This window comes from Polynucleobacter sp. es-GGE-1, assembly GCF_018882005.1.
In the GTDB taxonomy this organism is placed as follows: Bacteria; Pseudomonadota; Gammaproteobacteria; order Burkholderiales; family Burkholderiaceae; genus Polynucleobacter.
Genome location: NZ_JACVPE010000002.1, coordinates 175,913 through 197,034, shown reverse-complemented (window position 1 = coordinate 197,034; position 21,122 = coordinate 175,913). Strand labels below are relative to the sequence as shown.

The 21,122-nt window shown below is 45.8% G+C and carries 19 protein-coding genes, 2 tRNA genes and 1 riboswitch; of the genes, 5 read left to right on the top strand and 16 right to left on the bottom strand.

From position 1 onward, the window contains the following. Positions 1-2 precede the first annotated feature (2 nt). Entirely contained in the window at positions 3-1,673 is a 1,671-nt protein-coding gene (locus tag ICN35_RS01990) for an AMP-binding protein (RefSeq protein WP_216123826.1), read from the top strand. 6 nt (positions 1,674-1,679) lie between these two features. Here ICN35_RS01990 and ICN35_RS01985 read toward each other — a convergent pair whose 3' ends face one another. From ICN35_RS01985 to ICN35_RS01965, 5 genes are all read right to left on the bottom strand, one after another. After that, on the bottom strand, positions 1,680-3,428 hold the full coding sequence (locus tag ICN35_RS01985) for an IlvD/Edd family dehydratase (RefSeq protein ID WP_216123824.1): 1,749 nt from the start codon (positions 3,426-3,428) through the stop codon (positions 1,680-1,682). A gap of 67 nt (positions 3,429-3,495) precedes the next feature. Then, entirely contained in the window at positions 3,496-4,263 is a 768-nt protein-coding gene (locus tag ICN35_RS01980) for a transporter (RefSeq protein ID WP_216123823.1), read from the bottom strand. 133 nt (positions 4,264-4,396) lie between these two features. Then, positions 4,397-4,936 (bottom strand): hypothetical protein, encoded by a 540-nt coding sequence (locus tag ICN35_RS01975; RefSeq protein ID WP_216123821.1) that lies wholly within the window; start codon positions 4,934-4,936, stop codon positions 4,397-4,399. A gap of 23 nt (positions 4,937-4,959) precedes the next feature. Continuing rightward, entirely contained in the window at positions 4,960-6,279 is a 1,320-nt protein-coding gene (locus ICN35_RS01970; RefSeq protein WP_370625645.1) for a U32 family peptidase, read from the bottom strand. 101 nt (positions 6,280-6,380) lie between these two features. After that, the gene (locus ICN35_RS01965; RefSeq protein ID WP_216123817.1) at positions 6,381-7,250 is read right to left on the bottom strand and encodes a fumarylacetoacetate hydrolase family protein; all 870 of its coding nucleotides are present in this window, start codon (positions 7,248-7,250) and stop codon (positions 6,381-6,383) included. 177 nt (positions 7,251-7,427) lie between these two features. On the opposite strand from ICN35_RS01965, the gene ICN35_RS01960 reads away from it, so the two are divergent. Further along, a complete protein-coding gene (locus tag ICN35_RS01960) occupies positions 7,428-9,086 on the top strand; it encodes a thiamine pyrophosphate-binding protein (RefSeq protein WP_216123815.1) in 1,659 nt (552 codons plus the stop codon). Between the two features lie 5 nt (positions 9,087-9,091). On the opposite strand, the gene ICN35_RS01955 is transcribed toward ICN35_RS01960, so the two are convergent. Both ICN35_RS01955 and ICN35_RS01950 read right to left on the bottom strand, forming a co-directional pair. Next, positions 9,092-10,081: a tripartite tricarboxylate transporter substrate binding protein gene (locus tag ICN35_RS01955; RefSeq protein WP_216123880.1), complete on the bottom strand. Its 990-nt coding sequence runs from the start codon at positions 10,079-10,081 to the stop codon at positions 9,092-9,094. A 165-nt stretch (positions 10,082-10,246) separates the two neighbouring features. Beyond that, positions 10,247-10,322 (bottom strand) — tRNA-Asn (locus tag ICN35_RS01950). 21 nt (positions 10,323-10,343) lie between these two features. On the opposite strand from ICN35_RS01950, the gene thiD reads away from it, so the two are divergent. From thiD to ICN35_RS01935, 3 genes are all read left to right on the top strand, one after another. Beyond that, a complete protein-coding gene (gene thiD, locus ICN35_RS01945) occupies positions 10,344-11,225 on the top strand; it encodes a bifunctional hydroxymethylpyrimidine kinase/phosphomethylpyrimidine kinase (RefSeq protein WP_216123813.1) in 882 nt (293 codons plus the stop codon). A 133-nt stretch (positions 11,226-11,358) separates the two neighbouring features. Further along, a complete protein-coding gene (locus tag ICN35_RS01940; protein WP_215317961.1) occupies positions 11,359-11,700 on the top strand; it encodes a hypothetical protein in 342 nt (113 codons plus the stop codon). An 83-nt stretch (positions 11,701-11,783) separates the two neighbouring features. Continuing rightward, complete coding sequence (locus ICN35_RS01935; protein ID WP_216123811.1) at positions 11,784-12,026, top strand: hypothetical protein; 243 nt, start codon at positions 11,784-11,786, stop codon at positions 12,024-12,026. Here the strand turns inward: ICN35_RS01935 and ICN35_RS01930 are convergent. The 9 genes from ICN35_RS01930 to ICN35_RS01890 form a co-directional block, all read right to left on the bottom strand. Beyond that, positions 12,023-12,949 (bottom strand): thiamine phosphate synthase, encoded by a 927-nt coding sequence (locus ICN35_RS01930; RefSeq protein WP_216123807.1) that lies wholly within the window; start codon positions 12,947-12,949, stop codon positions 12,023-12,025. The genes ICN35_RS01935 and ICN35_RS01930 overlap by 4 nt on opposite strands. Positions 12,950-12,959: 10 nt before the next feature. Continuing rightward, on the bottom strand, positions 12,960-13,778 hold the full coding sequence (locus tag ICN35_RS01925; protein ID WP_216123803.1) for a thiazole synthase: 819 nt from the start codon (positions 13,776-13,778) through the stop codon (positions 12,960-12,962). 17 nt (positions 13,779-13,795) lie between these two features. Further along, a complete protein-coding gene (gene thiS, locus ICN35_RS01920) occupies positions 13,796-13,993 on the bottom strand; it encodes a sulfur carrier protein ThiS (protein ID WP_216123802.1) in 198 nt (65 codons plus the stop codon). Continuing rightward, positions 13,984-15,129 carry an FAD-dependent oxidoreductase gene (locus tag ICN35_RS01915; protein WP_216123801.1) on the bottom strand — a complete coding sequence of 382 codons (1,146 nt, stop codon included), beginning with the start codon at positions 15,127-15,129 and terminating at the stop codon, positions 13,984-13,986. Before ICN35_RS01915 ends, thiS begins: the two co-directional genes overlap by 10 nt. Positions 15,130-15,134: 5 nt before the next feature. Further along, complete coding sequence (gene thiC / locus ICN35_RS01910; RefSeq protein ID WP_216860795.1) at positions 15,135-17,075, bottom strand: phosphomethylpyrimidine synthase ThiC; 1,941 nt, start codon at positions 17,073-17,075, stop codon at positions 15,135-15,137. A gap of 37 nt (positions 17,076-17,112) precedes the next feature. Beyond that, positions 17,113-17,220, bottom strand: a riboswitch (TPP riboswitch). 75 nt (positions 17,221-17,295) lie between these two features. Then, on the bottom strand, positions 17,296-18,129 hold the full coding sequence (locus tag ICN35_RS01905; RefSeq protein WP_216123800.1) for an NUDIX hydrolase family protein: 834 nt from the start codon (positions 18,127-18,129) through the stop codon (positions 17,296-17,298). 216 nt (positions 18,130-18,345) lie between these two features. Further along, positions 18,346-18,420: transfer RNA gene (locus ICN35_RS01900), tRNA-Arg, on the bottom strand. A 232-nt stretch (positions 18,421-18,652) separates the two neighbouring features. After that, a complete protein-coding gene (locus ICN35_RS01895) occupies positions 18,653-19,873 on the bottom strand; it encodes an MFS transporter (protein WP_370624043.1) in 1,221 nt (406 codons plus the stop codon). An 8-nt stretch (positions 19,874-19,881) separates the two neighbouring features. Continuing rightward, positions 19,882-21,102 carry a CaiB/BaiF CoA-transferase family protein gene (locus ICN35_RS01890; RefSeq protein ID WP_216123799.1) on the bottom strand — a complete coding sequence of 407 codons (1,221 nt, stop codon included), beginning with the start codon at positions 21,100-21,102 and terminating at the stop codon, positions 19,882-19,884. Between the last annotated feature and the right edge of the window lie 20 nt (positions 21,103-21,122).

Genomic DNA, 21,122 nt, shown 5'->3' with positions numbered 1-21,122 from the left:
GTATGAATACTCCAAAACCTTGGCTAAAAAACTATCCTGCAGGAGTCCCGCAGGAAATTGGCGACCCTTCTCATGCATCCTTAACCGAATTCTTAGAAGAATGCTTTGATCGCTTTAGTAATCGCAAGGCAGTGGAGTCCATGGGCAAGTTTTTCACGTATGGTCAAATTGATCGATTATCAAAAGACTTTGCTTCCTATCTTCAAACCCTGGAATTAGATCGGGGAGCACGGGTAGCCTTGATGTACCCCAACGTGATTGAGTATGCGATTGCGATGCTTGGAACACTGCGTGCTGGCTATACAGTCGTCAACATTAATCCACTCTATACCTCACGAGAGCTTGAGGCTCAATTGCAAGATAGCGGAGCTAGCGTATTGGTGCTGATGGAAAACTTTGCTAATACATATCAGCAAATAGCAGAACGGCTGACTTTAAAACAAGTCATTATCAGTAGTCCCGGGGAGCTCTTGGGTTTAAAAGGACATATCGTCAATTGGGTAGCCCGGAATATCAAAAAGATCGTGCCAGCATGGAATGTTGCGCACACCAACTTTAAAGACGCCCTGACCATAGGTAGTCGACATCCATATCATCGACCTGAGATTGGCCTGGATGATATTGCCTTCTTGCAATATACCGGCGGCACTACTGGAACCTCCAAAGGGGCAGTTTTACTCCACCGCAATATTCTTTCTAATTTGATGCAAATTGAGTCTTGGTTAAATCCGGGTCTCAAACATAAACCAGATCAACAGCTGAGTTTTTTATGTGCGTTACCCATGACTCATATCTTTGCCCTCACAGCTTGCGCTCTTTTGGGAATAGCTAAAGGGGCCTTGTTAGTCCTGGTAGCAAACCCAAGAGATATTGATGGCTTTATTAAGTTGCTGATCAAACATCCCAAGATCAATATTTTTCCAGGCGTCAATACGCTCTTTCATGCATTGATACATCGTCCCGAGTTTAAGAATGTCAAGCTACCCCATTTATTGGTCACTATCGGTGGCGGTATGGCAGTGCATAAGAAAACTGCCGATCATTGGCAGGCCCTGACAGGTTCGCCCATTGCCCAAGGCTATGGCTTATCTGAAACATCACCCGTAGTTTGCGTCAATAGCCCTTTAGAGAAACACTTTACAGGACATATTGGTGTGCCCATGCCCAGTACAGACCTTGTGATTCTGGATGATGATGAAGTAGAACTACCCCAGGGCACTCCCGGTGAGATTTGCATTAAAGGGCCACAGCTGATGGCGGGCTACTGGAATAAACCAGAAGAAACTGCGCACTGCATGACGGCTGACGGCTACTTTAAATCTGGTGATATTGGCCTGATTACTGAGGATGGTCATATTCAAATTGTTGATCGCAAAAAAGACATGATCGTGGTTGCCGGCTTTAAGGTTTTCCCAAATGATGTGGAAGATGTCTTATCTCAAATGCCTGGCATTAAAGAATGCGCAGTGATTGGCGTTCCTCACCGCAAGCTTGGTGAGATTGTCAAAGCTTATATCGTCAAATCAGATCATCACATTACTGAAGCAGACGTTTTGCAATATTGCAAAGAGCATCTCACTAGCTACAAGAGACCAAGAAAAGCAGTATTCATTCACGAGCTCCCAAAATCCAATGTTGGGAAAATTCTCAGGCGCGAACTCAGAAATATTTGAGGAAAATTACTTGCTAGGAGTTTTGCCCACCATCTTGGCAGCTCTTAAGAAGTCAAAGTCCACGCCTTTATCTGCTTGAGTAACAGTGTCGAGGAATAGCTTCTTGTAGCCACGCTCTGCGGTTGGCGAGACGACTGGATTTTCTTTGATGCGTTTTTCTAATTCTGCTTCAGAAATCAAGAGGCTAATCTCCCGGTTTTTGACGCTGAGACGAATGCGATCACCATTACGGACATGGGCTAAGGGGCCGCCAATCGCAGACTCGGGGGTGACGTGCAGCACAATCGTGCCAAAAGCAGTGCCACTCATACGGCCATCCGAGATACGCACAATATCTTTAACGCCAGCACGAGCCAACTTCATCGGAATCGGAATATAGCCAGCTTCGGGCATTCCAGGTGCGCCTTTAGGGCCAATATTTTTTAGAACAATAATATCGTCGGCAGTGACATCCAAATCTGGACTATCGATGCGATTGGCTAGGTCTTCTGAGTTTTCAAAGACTACGGCTCGACCTTCATGCTCCATGAGTTTTTCATCTGCAGCAGATTGCTTAATAATGGCGCCACCGGGAGCAAGGTTGCCATGCAGAACGGCAATGCTGCCGCGGGGATAAATCGGATTACTCATTTTTCGAACGACATCTTGCTTGAAGCTTGGCGGGCCCGCATCGATTTCCTCGCCCAAGGTTCTTCCCGTTACAGTCATCGTACCCAGTTTTAAGAGTGGTTTAAGTTCACGTAAAAGCGTCGTCATGCCACCTGCATCATGGAAATTTTCCATGTAATGATCACCGGATGGTTTTAAGTCAACTAAGACCGGGGTCTCATTACCCATTTTGTCGAGCGCATCAAGATCAATTTCTAGACCCATGCGTCCAGCAATAGCTGCTAAATGAACAATGCCATTCGTAGAGCCACCAATCGCCAGTAATACCCGCATCGCATTTTCAAAGGCATCCGCTGTCAAAATCTGATCAATCGTTAAACCATCTTTGGCCATCTGTACTGCGCAGGCACCAGTTTCTTCAGCAACCCGAATACGGTCTGCAGTCACAGCAGGAGGTGTGGCACCCCCAGGCACTGTCATGCCAAGTGCTTCGGAGATACACGCCATGGTGCTAGCGGTACCCATCACAGAACAAGTGCCGACGCTGGCGACCAGTTGATCATTCACTTCATCTTTTTCAACTTCATCAATCTCGCCGGCGCGGAATTTACCCCAGTAGCGGCGACAGTCAGTGCAAGCGCCAACCCGTTCACTCCGATGAGAGCCCGTGAGCATAGACCCAGTAATCAGTTGAATAGCAGGTAAACCTGCTGAAGCTGCGCCCATCATTTGGGCGGGAACAGTTTTATCGCAGCCGCCAATCATCACAACGGCATCCATCGGTTGTGCTCGCAGCATCTCCTCGGTATCCATCGACATTAAGTTACGTAGATACATACTGGTTGGAGCCGCAAAACTTTCATGAATGGATATCGTCGGAAATTCCATGGGCAAACCACCAGCCAACATCACACCACGTTTTACGGCCTCGAGTAATTGCGGCATATTGCCGTGGCAGGGGTTGTAGGCGCTACCGGTATTAATGATGCCAATGACTGGTCGATCTAAAGCGCTATTGGTATAACCAGCCCCTTTAATAAATGCTTTGCGTAAAAATAATGAGAAGCCTTTATCGCCATAACTCGTTAGACCTTTGCGCAGGCCTGTTTCCGATGGAGTTTTGTTGTCTTTTGGTTTGGAGCTCATGCTTGTCTCAAGGGTTGATGATTAAAAGGCTGTTTTGCTCATTGTAGCTATTTGGGCGCAGTATGGCCTAGGGGTTGCCGCCCCAACGGTATTGCCAGGAGATGCCAACAGCGTTGTAGCTCGTATCAGTGCGTGAGTAGACTCCCTTGCTACCAGTGATTCGAATTGAGTTTTGCTTATCAATTGGATAGGAGAGGGTGCTACCAAAGCGCCAATTTTCTTGTGTACCGTTAACGGGAATCCCATTGACATAAGTTTGACCGCCAGTGAAATAGGTGGCATCAGCAGAGACCCATGCCGTATTGGGGAAGTAATAAATCACATGGGTTTCACCAGAGTAGATTGGGCTTTGTGAAAGGGTGTTATTACCTAAATAATTAGTATTGCTGGTGTAAATGGTTGCCATGCTAGCTAACTCTAGCCTCCAAGGTCCTAGTGCTTGGGAAAGTCCCATGGCTGGCTGAATCAGGGAGCGATTGGCACCAACATTAATCATCTGATTGCTGTTGTACTCACCCCAGGGAATAGTGGCAGCGATACTCGCCCCAATGATTAAGTTCTGTTGATAGTCTCTGAACTGACTGTTGGATAGTGCAGGCGCGCCATAGAGATTGACAGAGGCTTTGATCATGGGATCTGAGAGTCCTTCCGCTGAGGCATTTATCGCTTGGCCACCAACATGACCTGTACCCGATAGCTCCCCATAAGGCAGCGCCAAGGTAAGTCTGCCAGATTGTCCGGCGACATCAATCACGTGAGTCAGACTAACTGCTTGAGTATGGAGGGTGTAAGAGCCACTTTTGGCCTGCGCAATACCGCCGGTGACAAAGTTCATGCCAATAGGCGCATTAGAGTATGCGCGGGCCTCTATTTCTTGGGCTTGAACATGAGCGATAGAAAAAAATAAAATACAGATCAAGCAAAGGCGGGCAGCCAGCGCTCGCAAAGATAACTGCCTTAAATACAAATTATTTACTTTCTGAAATGCGGCTGCCGAAAAATAAGCTCAGTACATTTTCTTTGCCCATCATCATTTGCATAGCAGTAAAAATGAGATAGGGCCACACTATCAACCAATAGACCAAAGCCATTGCAATAACGTGTAAGGGGTCAGCTTGTCCAAAAGCAGCCATGGAAGCTAGAAAGTTTTTGCCATGAATGGCGCCATCAATCCCAGCTTCGAGATAGTTTAGAGATAAAACAATCGCCAGATAAATGAAGGATTCAACAAAAAGTGATTTCAGAATGCCATAAGTCTTATTCACTTTGATCGGGAAAATCGCTTGGCCAATCAACATAAATTTTGCCGAAAGCCCGGCCTTGATCAGTGCTAGGCCAAAAATAGTCAGCGAAATAGGGCGCTCATGTAGTGAGGTGACGCCCAAAAACGTGAGAGAGCAAAACCAAATACCAAAATAAATGGACAGGGCTAATGCCTTTTCAGCCTCACCTATCAATCCTTGCAGCAGTTTACGTTTAGGATCAGTTGTAGCTGGTGTATTGGTCATGAGGGCAATCTATAGGACTGCGATTAAGCATTACAACAAGATTCGCCACTTGAGCATGCAGAACTCACTTCAACGGGTGCAGGTTCATTGGTATAGCGAGCAATATAGGCCTTCTTATCTTTTAAGTCCAGCTTGATCCATACAAAGTGTCCTGAGCCGGGTGCAACAGTAATGGGTTCTCCCTGCATATTCCACATCGCATCTAAAACCATATCTTGATTGCCTTGAGGTTCGATGACTTCGAGTTTGTCGCCAACAGAAAAACGATTCTTGACATCGACCTTCACGCGACTATTAGACTGATCTATATCGAGAGTTTCACCAACATATAAGCTTCTGCCTGAGAGCGAATAACCTCGCATATAGAGTTGATACTCTTTATCGTGGTGGCGTTCATAGAACCCATCGGTATACCCACGGTTGGCTAAGCCTTCAAGATTACCAAGCAATGTTGTGTTGAATGGTCTGCCTTCAACAGCGTCATCAATCGCTGAGCGATAAGCTTGGCAAGTACGGGAAACGTAATAAGGTGACTTGGTACGACCTTCAATCTTAAAAGAATCTACACCCATCTTAGTGAGCCGTTCAATATGTTCAACCGCTCGCAAGTCTTTAGAGTTCATGATGTAAGTACCATGCTCATCCTCTTCCATGGGCATCAATTCATCCGGCCTTCTGGCTTCTTGGAGCAATACAACATCACCACTTTGATTTTGTTGTCCTGGTTTTACTTTATAGTCCCAACGGCAAGCATTAGTGCAAGCACCCTGATTCGAATCACGATGTGACATGTAACCTGAGAGTAGGCACCGTCCAGAGTAGGCAATGCATAAAGCACCATGTACAAAAACTTCTAGTTCCATTTCTGGACAGTCTTGACGAACCTCTTCAATCTCATCGAAAGAGAGTTCGCGAGACAAAATGACACGACTTATGCCAACTGAACGCCAAAATTTTGCAGAGGCACCATTTACCGTATTCGCTTGCACAGACAAATGAATTGGCATATCTGGCCAGGCTTCTCTAGCCATCATGATCAAACCAGGGTCTGACATGATGAGAGCATCCGGTTTCAGCGCTACAACTGGCGACATATCTCGAATGTAAGTCCGCGTCTTTCCGCCATGAGGCAGTAAATTAGAAACGAGATAAAACTTTTTTCCTAATTCGTGGGCAGTATCGATACCTTGTTTAAGAACTTCAATCTTTCCGAAGTCATTATTACGAACGCGTAAGGAATAGCGTGGCTGACCTGCATAAATAGCATCTGCTCCAAAATCAAAAGCAGTTTCGAGCATTTGGAGGCTGCCCGCGGGGGCTAGTAGTTCTGGCGTTTTCATCATGGGGCTATTTTAATGCCTGCTTAGCCCATTTGCTTGGTGAGAAAGTGCCCTAAATGTGCTTAAAAGGCCTCATTTAGGGGTTAATTCAGACGCTCAGCAGTTTATTCGTCTGCGATGGTGTTACGTAAGACGCCAATAGATTCAATTTCAATCTCACAAACATCACCTGGCTTCATAAAGACAGGAGGTGTTCTTGCGTAACCTACGCCAGCAGGAGTGCCCGTGATCACAACATCTCCTGGCTCTAAAGTCATACATTCAGAAATCAACACAATAGTCTCTGCAACACCCCAAAGAAAATCTTTGGTATTGGCGTTTTGCATCACTTGACCATTTAAGCGTGATTGAATATTGAGACCATCACATCCTAGGGGAAGTTCATCTGGCGTCACTAGCCATGGACCGAATGCACCCGTTTGATCAAAGTTTTTACCAATCGTCCACTGAGTAGTTTTACGTTGGTAATCACGAATGCTGCCATCGTTGAAGATGCTATAGCCAGCAACGCAATCTAAGGCATTGTCTAGTGTTAGGTGACGCGCTTTCTTGCCAACAATAAAAGCCAGCTCAGCCTCGTAATCGAGTTTGTCAGATACCTTTGGTCGAATCATCGGACTTAAATGCGCTGTCATGGAACTTGGGCCGCGCATAAAAAAGCTTGGGTATTCAGGTCTCGCGTTACCACCTTCTTTTGCGTGGTCAGCATAGTTCAAGCCCATGCAGACAATTTTCCCCGGTCTTTCAATGGGAACCTTAAAAGAAATCTCTTTGAGGTTGCCGCCGATTGCTTTGGAGTTTTTAAGTGCCAAGGCTGCTCGCTCCAATTGCTCTGGAGATTGAATGATTTCTTGTAAGTTATTCCGAATGAGTGAATCTGTGGCGCACAGATCAATATAGGTATCGTGACTACCTTTTGAGAGGGCGCCAACACTCTCATATCCATTTGGACCTCTAAAGCCAAATAGCCTCATGTCAATATCTCCAATTTCATTGTTTGATTTCTATCTAAGGCATGCAGTATATGACAACCTTCATACATCAAAAGACCGACTATTCACCCATTTAAAGACCTCCTAGCCTATTAAAGTATGATAACTTTTCAGTCATACGCATGAATATTATTAATTATAAGAAAGCATAAAAACATCATGGATACACCAAGCACGCTGCTCAATGGTGGCCAGATCCTGGCAAATGCATTGGTAAGGCAAGGGGTGGATATTGCCTTTGGTGTGCCAGGTGAGAGTTTTCTTCCCTTATTAAATGGTCTAGTAGATCATCCTAAGTTTCGATTCATTACTTGCCGACAAGAAGGTGGTGCTGCTTATATGGCAGAGGCCTATGCAAAGTTATCCGGTCAGCCAGGTGTATTGATGGTCACGCGTGGACCAGGCGCATCAAATGCCATGATTGGCATGCATACGGCTTATCAAGATTCAACGCCCATGGTTTTATTGGTAGGGCAAGTTGGCACTGATATGGTTGAGCGTGAAGCCTTTCAAGAAATCGACTATCGCCGCATGTATTCAGAATGTGCAAAGTGGATTGGTAGTATTGATCGCGTTGATCGCATTGACGAATTTGTTTCGCATTCATTCCACGTAGCACAGGCAGGGCGCAAAGGACCTGTAGTGTTAGCTTTGCCAGAAGATGTGTTGTATATGACTGGCCAAGAAAACCCTGTGAAGCCTGCTCATATCGTTCAGCCAGGCTTAGATGGGAATGTTTTTCAACAGGCAATGCAAGCTTTTGCATCAGCCAACAAGCCTATGGTCATTGCCGGTGGGGGCAATTGGAATAGTGCTGCCTGTGAGGACTTGAGAAGCTGGGTCAATAGAGAAGGTGTACCGGTGGCGACCAGCTTTCGCTCACAAGATGTCATTGATAATCTAGATCCAGCGTTTGCAGGTGATTTAGGTATCGGTGCCAATCCTGCCTTAGTGAAGCGGATTCAAGAGGCTGATGTTCTTTTGGTGATTGGTGAGCGCTTAGGAGAAATGACAACGGCGGGATACAGCTTATTGTCTGTTCCGCAAACTAAAGCAACATTAATTCACGTCCTCTCAGGACCCGAAGAGTTGGGACGCGTTTATCGCCCAGACTTTGCCCTTAATTGCAGCCCAGAAAATTTTTGCGCAGCACTCAAGACGGTAAAGATGGCTAAGAATTATGACTCAGCAGTCATGAAGACGGCGCATGCTGAGTATTTAACATTCTCAAGCCCGGTAACCGTTCCTAGTGATCTGCAGTTGGCGCAGATTATGGCTTCATTACCAAGCTCTATTCCACGTGACTCAATCATGACTAATGGCGCCGGTAACTTTGCTACTTGGGTGCATCGTTTTTATCCCTATGGCCCTTATAAAACGCAATTAGCTCCAGCCAATGGATCCATGGGTTATGGTCTGCCAGCAGCAATTGCTGCCAAAATAACCAATCCTGAAAAGGTGGCGATTGCAGTTTGCGGTGACGGTGATTTCATGATGAATTGCCAAGAGCTGGCAACGGCAGCACGGTATGATGCCTTTCCAATCATTTTTGTGGTGAATAACAATATGCTCGGAACAATCCGCATGCATCAAGAGCGAGAATTTACCTCTCGCGTGATTGCCACAGACTTAACTAATCCAGATTTTGTGAAGTTTGCCGATAGCTTTGGCATGCCAGGATTTAGAGTGACTAAAACGGCAGAGTTTGCGCCCGCATTTGCAAAAGCGTTGGCAAGCAAGAAGGGCGCATTAATAGAATTGGTGCTCGACCAAGAAGTGATCTCGCCAAGCAAGCTACTTTCCCAATTAGGAAAGTAGCAGGGTCAATCTACCTTCGCTCCAGAATCTTTTACAACCTTAGTCCACTTCGCAATTTCATTTTTGATGAAGTTTGAAAATTGGGCTGGTGTATTGCCAACCGGTTGTGCACCCATGGCTAAGTATTTCTCTTTGACTGCGGCACTATTGATAGCAGCCATCAATACAGAACTATCTTTATTTAAAATATCGGCAGGCATATTTGCAGGGCCCACTACTCCAAACCAAGAGGTAGCTTCATAACCTGGGAGGTTTGCTGCTTCAGCAATGGTTGGTAAATCTGGGAATGCAGGAGACCGTTTAGCGCTCGTCACTGCTAATGCCTTTAAACGTCCAGCTCGAATATAGTTAATCGAAGACGGTAAGTTATCAAACATGATGTCAACGTTGCCGGCCATGAGATCAGTCACTGCTGGCGGGCTTCCTTTGTAGGGGAGGTGAACCATATAGGTTTTAGTCATTGATTTAAACAGCTCGCCAGCCATATGGATGGAGGTACCGTTACCGCTCGATGCCATATTGACCTTGCCTGGATTGGCTTTGGCGTAAGCAATCAGATCATTCACGCTATTGATGTTGTTCTTAGACGCAAATTCTGGATTAAGCACTAATACGTTAGGCAACTCGGCGACCAAGGTAATCGGTGTGAAATCCTTAATCGGATCAAATGGTAATTTACCGCCACCTTGTGTGTAGAGCGGCAGGTTGATGCCATGTGTACCTACTGATGCCATGAGCCAGGTGTAACCATCAGGAGCAGATTTAGAAACAATCTCAGCGCCGATATTGCCGCCAGCACCGGGCTTATTGTCGATGATGACATTCCACTTAGCAGTACCTAAAAGTTCATTTTGGAGTGGCCGAGCAATATTGTCAGTTGCGCCACCAGCCGGGAACGGAACAATAAAACGGATTGGCTTATTGGGGTAATCAGATTGCGCAAAAGACGTTTGCGATCCTGCAAAGAAGGAAGCAATGATAATGCAGCACTGCATTGCACGGATAAACGCGTTAAAAGGGCTACTTTGAATCATTGCCATCTCCTGTTGATGAAAATCATTCTGATGATGATTTTTAATTACTTAATTTAAACATAACAGAGCAAATTGAGGGGATCAAAATGAAAAAGGGCCTAGATTTCTCTAGACCCTTCACTTATTTGGCTCCTCGACCTGGGCTCGAACCAGGGACCTACGGATTAACAGTCCGGCGCTCTACCGACTGAGCTATCGAGGAATAAGCCGATATTATAGCAAGATGAAATCACTTCTTCCCACTTCTATCCGTATCCCCAGGGTACTGACTATTGCTGGCTCGGATAGCGGCGGTGGAGCAGGACTTCAGGCCGACCTCAAAGTAATCACTGCCCTCGGTGGCTATGGGATGTCTGTGATCACAGCAATTACAGCTCAAAACACTTTAGGGGTTACGCGTATTCAGGATGTCGACTTAGATGTCGTGGAGGCTCAAATCGATGCCGTTTTATTAGATATTGGCGCTGATATCGTCAAGATCGGTATGTTAGCTAGCCCAGAAATTGTTCGCACTGTCGCCAAAACACTTCGTAAGCATGGTGTCAGCAGAATTATCTTAGACCCTGTATTGCGCGCAACCTCAGGCGCAAGTTTGGGTGGTGACGATACTGCTCAGGCAATGATGCAAGAGTTATTTCCAATGGCAACACTGATCACTCCAAATTTAGATGAAGCATCTTTACTATTGGGTCACGATATTACTGGCCCAAATGAATTTCAATTCGCAGCACAAAAATTACTCGAGATGGGTCCGCAAGCAGTTCTGATTAAGGGCGGTCATCTTGATGCAAGCCACACTCAAATTACTGACTATTTAATGTGGCGCATGATTGAAGATGGTCTTGAAGTGGTTCAGTCAAAAGAGTTCAAACACTATCGTGTGAACACTGCAAATACTCACGGTACCGGCTGTTCTCTTGCTGCGGCGATTGCGACTTATTTAGCGGATGGTCATGATTTAAGTCATGCGGTTGCCAAAGCGATTGCTTACGTTGAGGCAGGACTAGAAGCGGGCCGCTTCTTGAGTATTGGGGAGGGTCCTGGCCCGCTTTGGCATATGCACGATTTTTATCCAACTGCTTTGCCAAATGAAGAAAGTAGTTAAGCCCAATAGCTGCTATTGAGATTTTTGCTGACTTATCCGCATTGCTTAGTCTAGACCTTTTATAAAAATTAAATATAAAAGTTATTTTCGATACTTCTAGGCTATTAGCCATAGAGGTAATACGATAGCGAGCATGTTATTTTCCTCGTCTCCCTTTTTGGAATTTTCGAAGTCTACCCGCAAGATCAATAAGCGCTACAAAATCAATGATTGTAAAGAGCTTCTGGTCCTAGAGGCTGTATTAGGGGCTTATTCTGATGGTGTGGAATTTTCGGTTTTAGATCTAATCTTGCTTGGTGATATTGCTTCACAAGCTACCCTTCATTCCATTATGAAGACTTTGATCTTAAAGAAGATGATAAAGACCGAGACTTGTAAGCGTGATGCAAGACGTAAGTATGTATTGCCCACTAAACAGGGCTTATCCTGGCTCAAAGATAAAGACGAATTATTAGCTAGTTCTCAGAATCGATGAGAGGAAAAAAATTCTACAGATTACTCGTTCGAAAGTCTGTAGCTTCATTGGTTTTATCTCTTGGGTTTATAGCTCAATCACAAATGGCGCTCTCGCAAACATCTAAAAGCGAAGCTATCACTTGCTACAAGGATGTCATCAAAGAGCCATTTACTTTCTATGGCAATCCGGGAGATGTATTTACCCTCTATGACAACTCTACTTGGAAAGTCGCATCAGGAGGACAATATGAGTATGTTCCGGTTCGCTACAAAGATGTTTTAATCTGTCCTGCTACGGGTAAATTGGTGATTGGCAATAAAGCTTTATCAATTTCTAAAAACTAAGTTTGCATTAATGCTTGCAGGTGTTTGACGGCAGCCTTAGGATCTTTGGCTTGTGTGATAGCTCTCACCACCGCAACAGAACCTACGCCACTCTTAGCAACCACATGAATGCTTTCTTGATCGATGCCACCAATAGCAACTAATGGATAGTGACTCATCAATTTCGCGTATTGATACAGTCTGCCTAGTCCTTGTGGAGCCGTAGGCATTTTCTTGAGGTTAGTCGCGAAGACTGCGCCCATCGCAATATAGCTAGGACAAAAACGGTCTGCATGAGCTAACTCAGCATAACCATGAGTGCTTAAGCCCAGCCTTAAACCTGCCGCCCGAATTTTTTCCAAATCAGCAGTGTCTAAATCCTCTTGTCCGAGATGCACTCCATAAGCCTGTGCATCTATAGCCTCTTCCCAGAAGTCATTGATAAAGAGTAAGGTCTTACTGCCTTCGACCGCTTTGACAGATTCTTTAATCTGTTTTCTGATTTTGTAGCGATCTTCAGATTTAAAGCGCAATTGCACAGTCGGCAGTTCAGCTTCAACCATACGCTTTACCCAATCAGCATCGGGCATGACACCATAAAGTCCCAAGCGCTTCGGACATTCTTTAAAAGCATTTGGATTCATATTGCGCATCCAAGGCAATAAGTCGAACTGCTCTGGTCTGCTGGGCCACTTAAACGGATTAAAACCACCATCATGCAAGGTCATGCGTGACCATGCTTTCCCTAAGACTTTGGCATCCGATTCAATAAAGCCCATTTCAATAGCAGCAAGTGCGCCAGCAAGTTCGTAATGATCAGTTGCAGCCTCATTATCAATGCGTGGAGGAGGTGAACTCATGGAAAATTGTGGCAATGGAATACATAATTCATCGCCTTTATGCGCTTGAATAATCTGATCGGCAAGGTCACGTACTAGACTCATGGATTAGTCTTTAGGCTTGATGCCAAAAGGGTGTGCCAACTAAAGGGGTACTTGCTTGGGCAGACTCTTGTGGTTTCATGGCGCCTGACAGGTAAGCAGTACGACCTGCATCCACAGCCATCGCAAAGGATTTGGCCATAGCCACAGGATCATTCGCAAGGGCTACAGCGGTATTTAGCAGCACGCCATCAAAACCCCATTCCATTACCGTGCAAGCATGGGAAGGAAGTCCTAATCCGGCATCCACAATCAGTGGTACCTTGATGCGGTCACGCAATAACTTCATGGCATATGGATTCAGTGGGCCTTGACCAGTACCAATAGGCGCGGCCCAAGGCATCACTGCTTGGCAACCTACATCCACCAAACGTTGGCACAAAATCAAATCTTCGGTGCAGTACGGTAACACCTTAAAACCATCTTTAATTAAGGTTTCTGCTGTTTGCACGAGGCGCAATGTATCGGGTTGCAAAGTATAGTCATCGCCGATAAGCTCTAACTTAATCCAATCACTCTCAAACACTTCGCGCGCCATCTGGGCAGTAGTAATGACCTCTTGCGGACTATGGCAGCCTGCTGTATTTGGTAGAACGGGTACTGACATTTTCTTGAGCAGATCCCAAAAGCCGCTATGGGCTTCAGTAGTGCTAGTACCTTGGCGACGCAAGCTTACGGTAATCATCGCTGGATTGGCTGTCTCTACTGCATTCTCGAGCACCTGTGGAGAGGGATAGCGTGAGGTGCCTAATAGTAAACGGCTGGCAAAGCTCTCGCCGTATAAAACGAGGGCATCAGCGCTATTCAGATTATTGGATAATGGTGCAGTCATAAATAGTAAATAGGGGATTAGCCGCCAGTGACTGGGGCAATGACTTCAATCTGATCATTTTCATTGAGGGGAAATTGATCATATTTCGTTTTGGGTACAAAGTTCAAATTCACCGCAACTGCATAAGGCGGTTTTGCATTAATCAAGGATAGCGCATCTGAGATCATGCTCTGACTCGGAAGCTCACATTCGATTTGGTTGACGATTACACGCATACACTTGCCTCATGATTGCTAGTGTTACTGGTAATGCTCAAACCCAATTCGAATGCAGTATTGCTTCGACCAACTTCTAAGAGCTCTAATGTGGAATCTAGCACAGCTGGAGATATCATAAATCCATGGCGGTAGAGACCATTGATCATGATCAAATCTGATAAGCCTTTATCTTTCTGCACCCGAATTTCTGGCAAGTTATTTTTCAAAGTAGGGCGACATTGGGTTGCCATCTCTAAGATGCGGGCTTCAGCAAAGCCGCTATGCACGGTATATACCGCACTGAGCAGCTCCATCGCAGAGCGCACACTCATCTCCGAAAGATCATCAGACTCAATCTCAGTTGCACCTACAACGTAGACGTCATTCTCTTTAGGGGCGATATAAATGGGGTAACGAGGATGAATCAAGCGAGTAGGTCTGCGTAATTTGACCTCTGGGGCAAAGAGTCGCACCACTTCACCGCGTACTCCTCGCAAGCTCTTGCCAGGTGAGGTCCAAGCATCTTTGGCGCCATTACCACGGCAATCAATTACACATTGGTATTGACTGTCATTACGCAATTGCTCCGGATCTACCGCAGTATTCCAAAGACAATTGACTTTCAGAATGATTAATTCTTGTAATAGAGCATTCAGTAATTGACGATTATCGAGTTGACCTTCGCCAGGTAAATATAAGCCTTGTATAAATCGATCTGCGACACCAGGTTCAAGTTTGCGTAACTCTGCACTATTGAGTTTTTGCGGCAGCGTTAATTGAGGATTGTGACGACAATTCTTTTCAAGATGATTGGTAAAGCGCTCGGCTTCATTGGTATCTTGTCGATGCCACAAAATCAAAGTGCCATCTTGCTGAAAATAGACTGGATTAGAGAGTTCGCTAATGAGCTGTTTCCAACGTGGCAAGCTATGAATACCCATGCTCACCACCGAATCCTCGGTAATAGCAGATTCAGCCAATGGCGCCAGCATGGCAGCAGCAATCCGAGCAGCTGCACCGCTTGCATCAGAGCCGCCTTGATCAAATAAATCAACTTGCGCTCCACGCTGAGCAAGCGCTACCGCCAGAAGCCTACCCATGAGGCCGGCGCCGACGATAGCGTATTTGCTGTGCATGGACAAAGCTTGATTCATCGTGATTACTGATAAATCTCGCTACCGCGCTTGCGGAACTCTGCAGACATTTCTTCCATGCCCTTAGCGGCGTCGGTCACTTCTGCAATCGGAATGACCTTAGAGCCTTGCTTGGGGTTGCCATCAGCGTCTAATGTAGCAGCATAGTCACGCACTTCTTGTGTGATCTTCATCGAGCAGAACTTTGGACCGCACATTGAGCAGAAATGCGCAATCTTGGCGCCCTCAGCAGGTAAAGTAGCATCGTGATATTCACGGGCACGTTCAGGATCTAAGCCGAGATTAAATTGATCTTCCCAGCGGAACTCAAAACGGGCTTTCGATAAGGCGTTATCACGTACTTGAGCGCCAGGTAAACCTTTTGCAAGGTCAGCACCATGCGCTGCAATCTTGTAGGTGATGATGCCTTCGCGCACATCTTCTTTGTCTGGCAGACCTAAATGCTCTTTTGGTGTGACATAACAAAGCATCGCAGTACCATACCAACCAATTTGTGCTGCACCGATGCCGCTAGTAATATGGTCATAACCAGGGGCGATATCGGTAATCAATGGTCCGAGGGTATAGAAGGGTGCTTCTAAGCAATGCTTGAGCTCTTCAGTCATATTCTCTTCAATGCGCTGCATCGGAACGTGACCCGGACCTTCAATCATCACCTGCACATCATGTTTCCAAGCCTTGGCAGTCAGTTCGCCGAGGGTATGGAGCTCACCAAACTGGGCTGCGTCGTTTGAGTCAGCGATGCAACCAGGACGTAAGCCATCACCTAAGCTAAAGGAGACGTCATAGGCCTTCATGATTTCGCAAATCTCATCAAACTTGGTGTAGAGGAAGTTCTCTTTGTGATGAGCCAAGCACCATTTAGCCATGATGGATCCGCCACGGGAAACGATGCCAGTGATTCGGTCAGCTGTCAGCGGTACGTAACGCAGCAATACACCAGCGTGAATTGTGAAGTAGTCCACACCTTGTTCAGCTTGCTCAATTAAGGTATCGCGGAACATTTCCCAAGTGAGATCTTCTGCGATACCACCAGTTTTATCTAAAGCTTGGTAAATCGGCACCGTACCAATTGGAACTGGTGAGTTACGAATAATCCACTCACGGGTTTCATGAATATGTTTACCAGTAGATAGATCCATGATGGTGTCAGCACCCCAACGAATCGACCAAACCATTTTCTCTACTTCTTCATTGATCGAAGAAGTCACAGCAGAGTTACCTAAGTTGCCATTGATTTTCACACGGAAGTTACGACCAATAATCATTGGCTCTAATTCTGGGTGATTAATGTTGGCTGGAATAATGGCGCGACCAGCAGCAATCTCAGAGAGCACAAATTCACCGGTGACGATGTCAGGCAGATTGGCGCCATAGCCCTTACCGGGATGTTGTTTGAGTAATTGCTTGTATGCAGGATCTTTACGCAGTTGCTCTAGGCCCATGGATTCACGTAAGGCAACGTATTCCATTTCTGGAGTAATAATGCCTTTGCGGGCGTAATACATTTGACTGACGTTATTGCCTGTCTTAGCAACCCGTGGCGCACTTATATGCGCAAAGCGTAAGTTTTGAGTAGCCTCATCTTGGGAGCGCGCTACACCATATTCAGAGCTGGGTCCAGAGAGTTGTTCAGTGTCATTGCGTTCTTTAATCCAAGTCTCACGCAATCTTGGCAGACCTTTTTCCAGATTGATAACGATTTCTGGATCGCTGTATGGGCCTGAAGTGTCATAAACAGGAACGGGTGGATTGGCAACGAGTTCTTCACCAACCCGAGTTGGTAATTGCTCAATCATGCGTATCGGTGCTTTGATATCTGCACGTGAACCCTGTAAATAGGTTTTGGTAGATGCAGGATATGCAAATTTTTGACCGAAGTCGCGTTCTAAGCTCTTGAGGCTCGGAATTTCATGTTTGGTGGTTTTGGGGCTAGCTGTACTCATGTCCATCTCCTAACTGTTTTAGATGGACGAAACCGGGTGTCGGTCTGATGTAACTCCCCACGCCAGCATTACCTGGATCGGGTTCTAGGGTCTTTCTCAGCGCCTGTGAGCAAAATCTGCTCTAAGGGCACCCCTGTTTCATCCTTAAGGAGGATTTAACCACGAAAAGCCGCTTTTCTGCAGGATGCCGTCCAAGAAGGGCAATGAAGTGTTTAAAAGGCTATTTATTGCGTCGCAAAAGGAAATCGGCAGTCACAAAAGCAGCATCGCTCGTGAATTCATCAGCAAGAATGCGGGCAGCGGCTTCCGCAAAAGAAACGTTAATAAAGCCACTCACTTCACCGTCATGATTAGTAGGAATGAAATTATCGGCTAGCACCAGGTCATACACATAGAGTTGCTCATCATGAAAACCCCATCCTGTAAGCGGTCTACGTATATGAATGCGAGTTACGGGCTCAATTTCATCGGCAATTTGCGCTGGCACTCCGGCTTCTTCCCAGAGTTCACGTCGCGCACAGACCCAAGGAGTTTCATCAGCAGAGATTCCGCCGGCAGCCATGTTGTCTAACCTGCCTGGATCGGTAGCCTTATTTTCACTGCGCCTACCCAACCAAATTGTCTGGCTCATGGTGTAACCATTGATATGGGTTGCCATACTGCGAAATCCAAAAGTACGAAAAGCAGCTCGCTCCAGACTAAAGTATTGATGACCGTTTTGATCGACCCAAGCAAACTCTTCGTTTCGCCATCCTGGGATAAAGCCACCCAAGCGCAGGTGATTTGCTAGCTGATTTAAGCTCATTGATACATCTTTAGGCTTGCCCAAGTGAATACTTAAGCGATCATTGCCCATAGAAATCAGTGGAACAGCTTGTTTCTTGAGAAACTCTTGCAGGTATGGAATAAATTCAGGATTAAGGTAGCCAATAGCTTGCTCCTCACTAGCGCCACGAGCAAAATAAATTGGTAAGTAATCAGCAGGAGCAGAGCGCGCCGTATTCTGGAGCATTTCCTCAAGGGCGGCGATGGTGCTATTAGATAAGGCAGTCATTCGTTGAAGTGTAAGGGAACTTGACTTGCTCTGCCGCAATTTGTCAAGACTTCATAACACAAAACTGAAAAGCAATAGGAATACGCATCGCAAAAATTTGCAGAAGAAGACATGCTGATAATTTAAGCAAGCTAGGTCGGTCTATATAAATCTGCGACTTACGAAAACTTTTGCCGATTTATCCACATTGCCTGTGGATAACTCTGAATACATTGTTGGTCCCGCCGACAGGAATCGAACCTGTATCCCACGCTTAGGAGGCATGTGCACTATCCATTGTGCTACGGCGAGTAGTAAAACTTTTTCCCTAATGATTAAAGAATGATGCTAAGGAAAATTTGACTACATTCATATTTGCCAATGATTGCTTAACTGCGAACTTCACTACCAACCGCATAAAGCCCACATTTGATTGCTAATGGCGATCATCATATCGGGTGCATAGTATGAAGAAAAAATGATGAACAATACAAGCAATGCTAAGCCATAAAAAATCCACTTCCTTAAAGCTAGCTTAGGCTGCTTAAGCATTGGCGACTCTGGCAATGGCACGCTCTTTCACTGGTAAGTTTACTAAGAACGCAAATACTCCTAATGCAATCGCAATCTGCCAAACAATCAAGTAAGAGCCTGTGCGATCAAACAAATATCCCCCTAAGAAAGCACCACAAAAACTACCTAATTGATGAGAGAAAAATACTAAACCTGAAAGCATTGTCAGGTATTTAACACCAAAGATTTGCGCCACAATGCCGTTGGTTAATGGAATCGTCGAAAGCCACAAGAAGCCCATGATGGCCGCAAACACATAAGTGCTCATAGGACTTGGTGGGATCAATAAAAATGCAGTGATTGCAAACGCACGACCTAAATAGATTCCTGAGAGCAGATAACGCTTTGGAAAGCGTTGCCCAAAATATCCAGAGCCATAGGTACCAAAGATATTAAATAGTCCAATTAAGGCAAGTGCAGTAGTGGCAACTGCAGGTGCGCCTACGGCAGGATAAATAGAAGATAAATCTTTAAGGTAGGGTGCTAAATGAACTGCAATAAAGACCACTTGAAATCCACAAACAAAATAACCTAGGGTCAATAATTGAAAGCTCGGATTATTGATGGCCTCTTTTAAAGCTTCTTTAATGGTTTGATCACCTAAGTTATGGCTGTGAACAAAATTCTTCTCACGCAACATAAACGCCGTCGGAATCATCAGGCTGGCCATTAAGCCCAACATTAAGAGCGCGTCTTGCGCACCGAATGCACTTAACAATCCTTGTTCTGCGGGGATCATCAGGAATTGACCAAACGAACCTGCTGCTGCTGCAATGCCCATTGCCCAAACTCGTTTATCGGCAGGCACGTTACGACCTAAGATGCCATAGACTACGCTGTAGGTGGTTGCAGTTTGTGCTAAACCAATGAGTAAACCGCCCGCAATCGTGAAATTAAGTGCATCAGTGGAAACAGCCATGCCTGCTAAACCGAGCGCATAAAGTACGCCACCAGCAATCATGATTTTGAATGATCCGTAGCGATCTGCTAGTGCCCCTGTGATTGGTTGTACAGCGCCCCAAATGAGATTTTGTAGGGCAATCGTTAAGGCAAAAGTTTCACGACCCCAACCATTGGCCGTGGTGATGGGTAAATTGAATAAGCCAAAACCATGACGAATACCCATGGAGAGTGTGACCATGAGTCCACCAAAAATGAGGACTTGTTTCATGGTGAGAGAGGGTTTGGAGATAGCGGTCATTAAATGATTCCCTTGTTGCGAAGTGCGGCGATTGATTTGTCATCCATATGGAGTCGCTCTTGAAGTACTTCTTGAGTATGTTGCCCGAGAGTGGGCGGAGCCATACGGACTTCAGTAGGTGTTTTGGACAGTTTCATAGGGCTAGCTACTAATTTCATATTGCCTACCGTTGGATGCGGCACATTGATTTGCACATTGCGCGCAATCACTTGTTCATTTTCAAATACTTCTTTGAAATTATTAATCGGACCACAAGGCACATTGGCTTGTTCCAGCAGAGTGATCCATTCGCCCTTAGTCTTTTTGCGCGTCATTGCCTCTAATAATGGAATCAGTTGTTTGCGATGTTGCACACGTAGGGGGTTGGTTAAAAAAAGTGGATTGTCTGCTAGATGAGCTTCGCCACCTGCGTTAACAAAATGCCGATACTGGCCATCATTACCTGCTGCTACGATCATCCAACCATCTGAGGTGGGGAAGGTTTGGTAGGGAACAATGATTGGAGAAGCATTCCCCCAGCGACGGGGAATCTCACCTGAGGTTAAATAGGCGCTGGAGACATTGGCCATCACAGCGATTTGTGTATCGAGCAAAGACATGTCAATGTACTGACCTTCACCAGTGTGATCACGATGTATTACTGCAGCCAGGATTGCCGTTGAGGCATACATGCCGGTAAAGATGTCTGCAATCGCAACTCCCGATTTTTGTGGGCTGGCCCCTTCAAAGTCATCTGCTTCACCAGTCACACTCATGAATCCACCAATGCCTTGAATAATGAAGTCATAACCAGGTCGATGTGCATAAGGGCCGGTCTGACCAAAACCCGTAATAGAGCAATAGATTAAATCTGGCTTAATCTTTTTTAGGCTCTCGTAGTCCAAGCCATATTTGGCGAGGTCGCCCACTTTGTAGTTTTCGATTAGCACATCGGATTCGGCAGTCAACTCACGAATAATCGCTTGGCCTTCCGATTTGCTGATATCAACCGTAATCGAGCGTTTATTGCGATTGATGCAAATAAAGTAGGCAGACTCGTCAGTTTCTTGACCATGAGCGTCTTTGGCAAAGGGAGGGCCCCAGTGGCGGGTATCGTCTCCAGCGCCTGGGCGCTCAACTTTAATAACGTCCGCACCTAAATCTGCGAGATTTTGAGTACACCAGGGACCCGCAAGCACCCGGCTGAGGTCTAAAACACGAATATGACTTAAGGCTCCCATGCCCCAATTTTGGCATGGAT

Coding starts and splice junctions, on each gene's coding strand:
- ICN35_RS01975 (WP_216123821.1), bottom strand. CDS start 4,936: ATGACCAATACACCAGCTACAACTGATCCTAAACGTAAACTGCTGCAA.
- ICN35_RS01965 (WP_216123817.1), bottom strand. CDS start 7,250: ATGAGGCTATTTGGCTTTAGAGGTCCAAATGGATATGAGAGTGTTGGC.
- ICN35_RS01930 (WP_216123807.1), bottom strand. CDS start 12,949: ATGAGTCTAGTACGTGACCTTGCCGATCAGATTATTCAAGCGCATAAA.
- thiS (WP_216123802.1), bottom strand. CDS start 13,993: ATGCGTGTAATCGTCAACCAAATCGAATGTGAGCTTCCGAGTCAGAGC.
- ICN35_RS01915 (WP_216123801.1), bottom strand. CDS start 15,129: ATGAATCAAGCTTTGTCCATGCACAGCAAATACGCTATCGTCGGCGCC.
- ICN35_RS01940 (WP_215317961.1), top strand. CDS start 11,359: ATGTTATTTTCCTCGTCTCCCTTTTTGGAATTTTCGAAGTCTACCCGC.
- thiC (WP_216860795.1), bottom strand. CDS start 17,075: ATGAGTACAGCTAGCCCCAAAACCACCAAACATGAAATTCCGAGCCTC.
- ICN35_RS01960 (WP_216123815.1), top strand. CDS start 7,428: ATGGATACACCAAGCACGCTGCTCAATGGTGGCCAGATCCTGGCAAAT.
- ICN35_RS01990 (WP_216123826.1), top strand. CDS start 3: ATGAATACTCCAAAACCTTGGCTAAAAAACTATCCTGCAGGAGTCCCG.
- ICN35_RS01905 (WP_216123800.1), bottom strand. CDS start 18,129: ATGACTGCCTTATCTAATAGCACCATCGCCGCCCTTGAGGAAATGCTC.
- ICN35_RS01935 (WP_216123811.1), top strand. CDS start 11,784: ATGGCGCTCTCGCAAACATCTAAAAGCGAAGCTATCACTTGCTACAAG.
- ICN35_RS01890 (WP_216123799.1), bottom strand. CDS start 21,102: ATGGGAGCCTTAAGTCATATTCGTGTTTTAGACCTCAGCCGGGTGCTT.
- ICN35_RS01985 (WP_216123824.1), bottom strand. CDS start 3,428: ATGAGCTCCAAACCAAAAGACAACAAAACTCCATCGGAAACAGGCCTG.
- thiD (WP_216123813.1), top strand. CDS start 10,344: ATGAAATCACTTCTTCCCACTTCTATCCGTATCCCCAGGGTACTGACT.
- ICN35_RS01980 (WP_216123823.1), bottom strand. CDS start 4,263: ATGAACTTTGTCACCGGCGGTATTGCGCAGGCCAAAAGTGGCTCTTAC.
- ICN35_RS01955 (WP_216123880.1), bottom strand. CDS start 10,081: ATGCAGTGCTGCATTATCATTGCTTCCTTCTTTGCAGGATCGCAAACG.
- ICN35_RS01970 (WP_370625645.1), bottom strand. CDS start 6,279: ATGATGAAAACGCCAGAACTACTAGCCCCCGCGGGCAGCCTCCAAATG.
- ICN35_RS01925 (WP_216123803.1), bottom strand. CDS start 13,778: ATGACTGCACCATTATCCAATAATCTGAATAGCGCTGATGCCCTCGTT.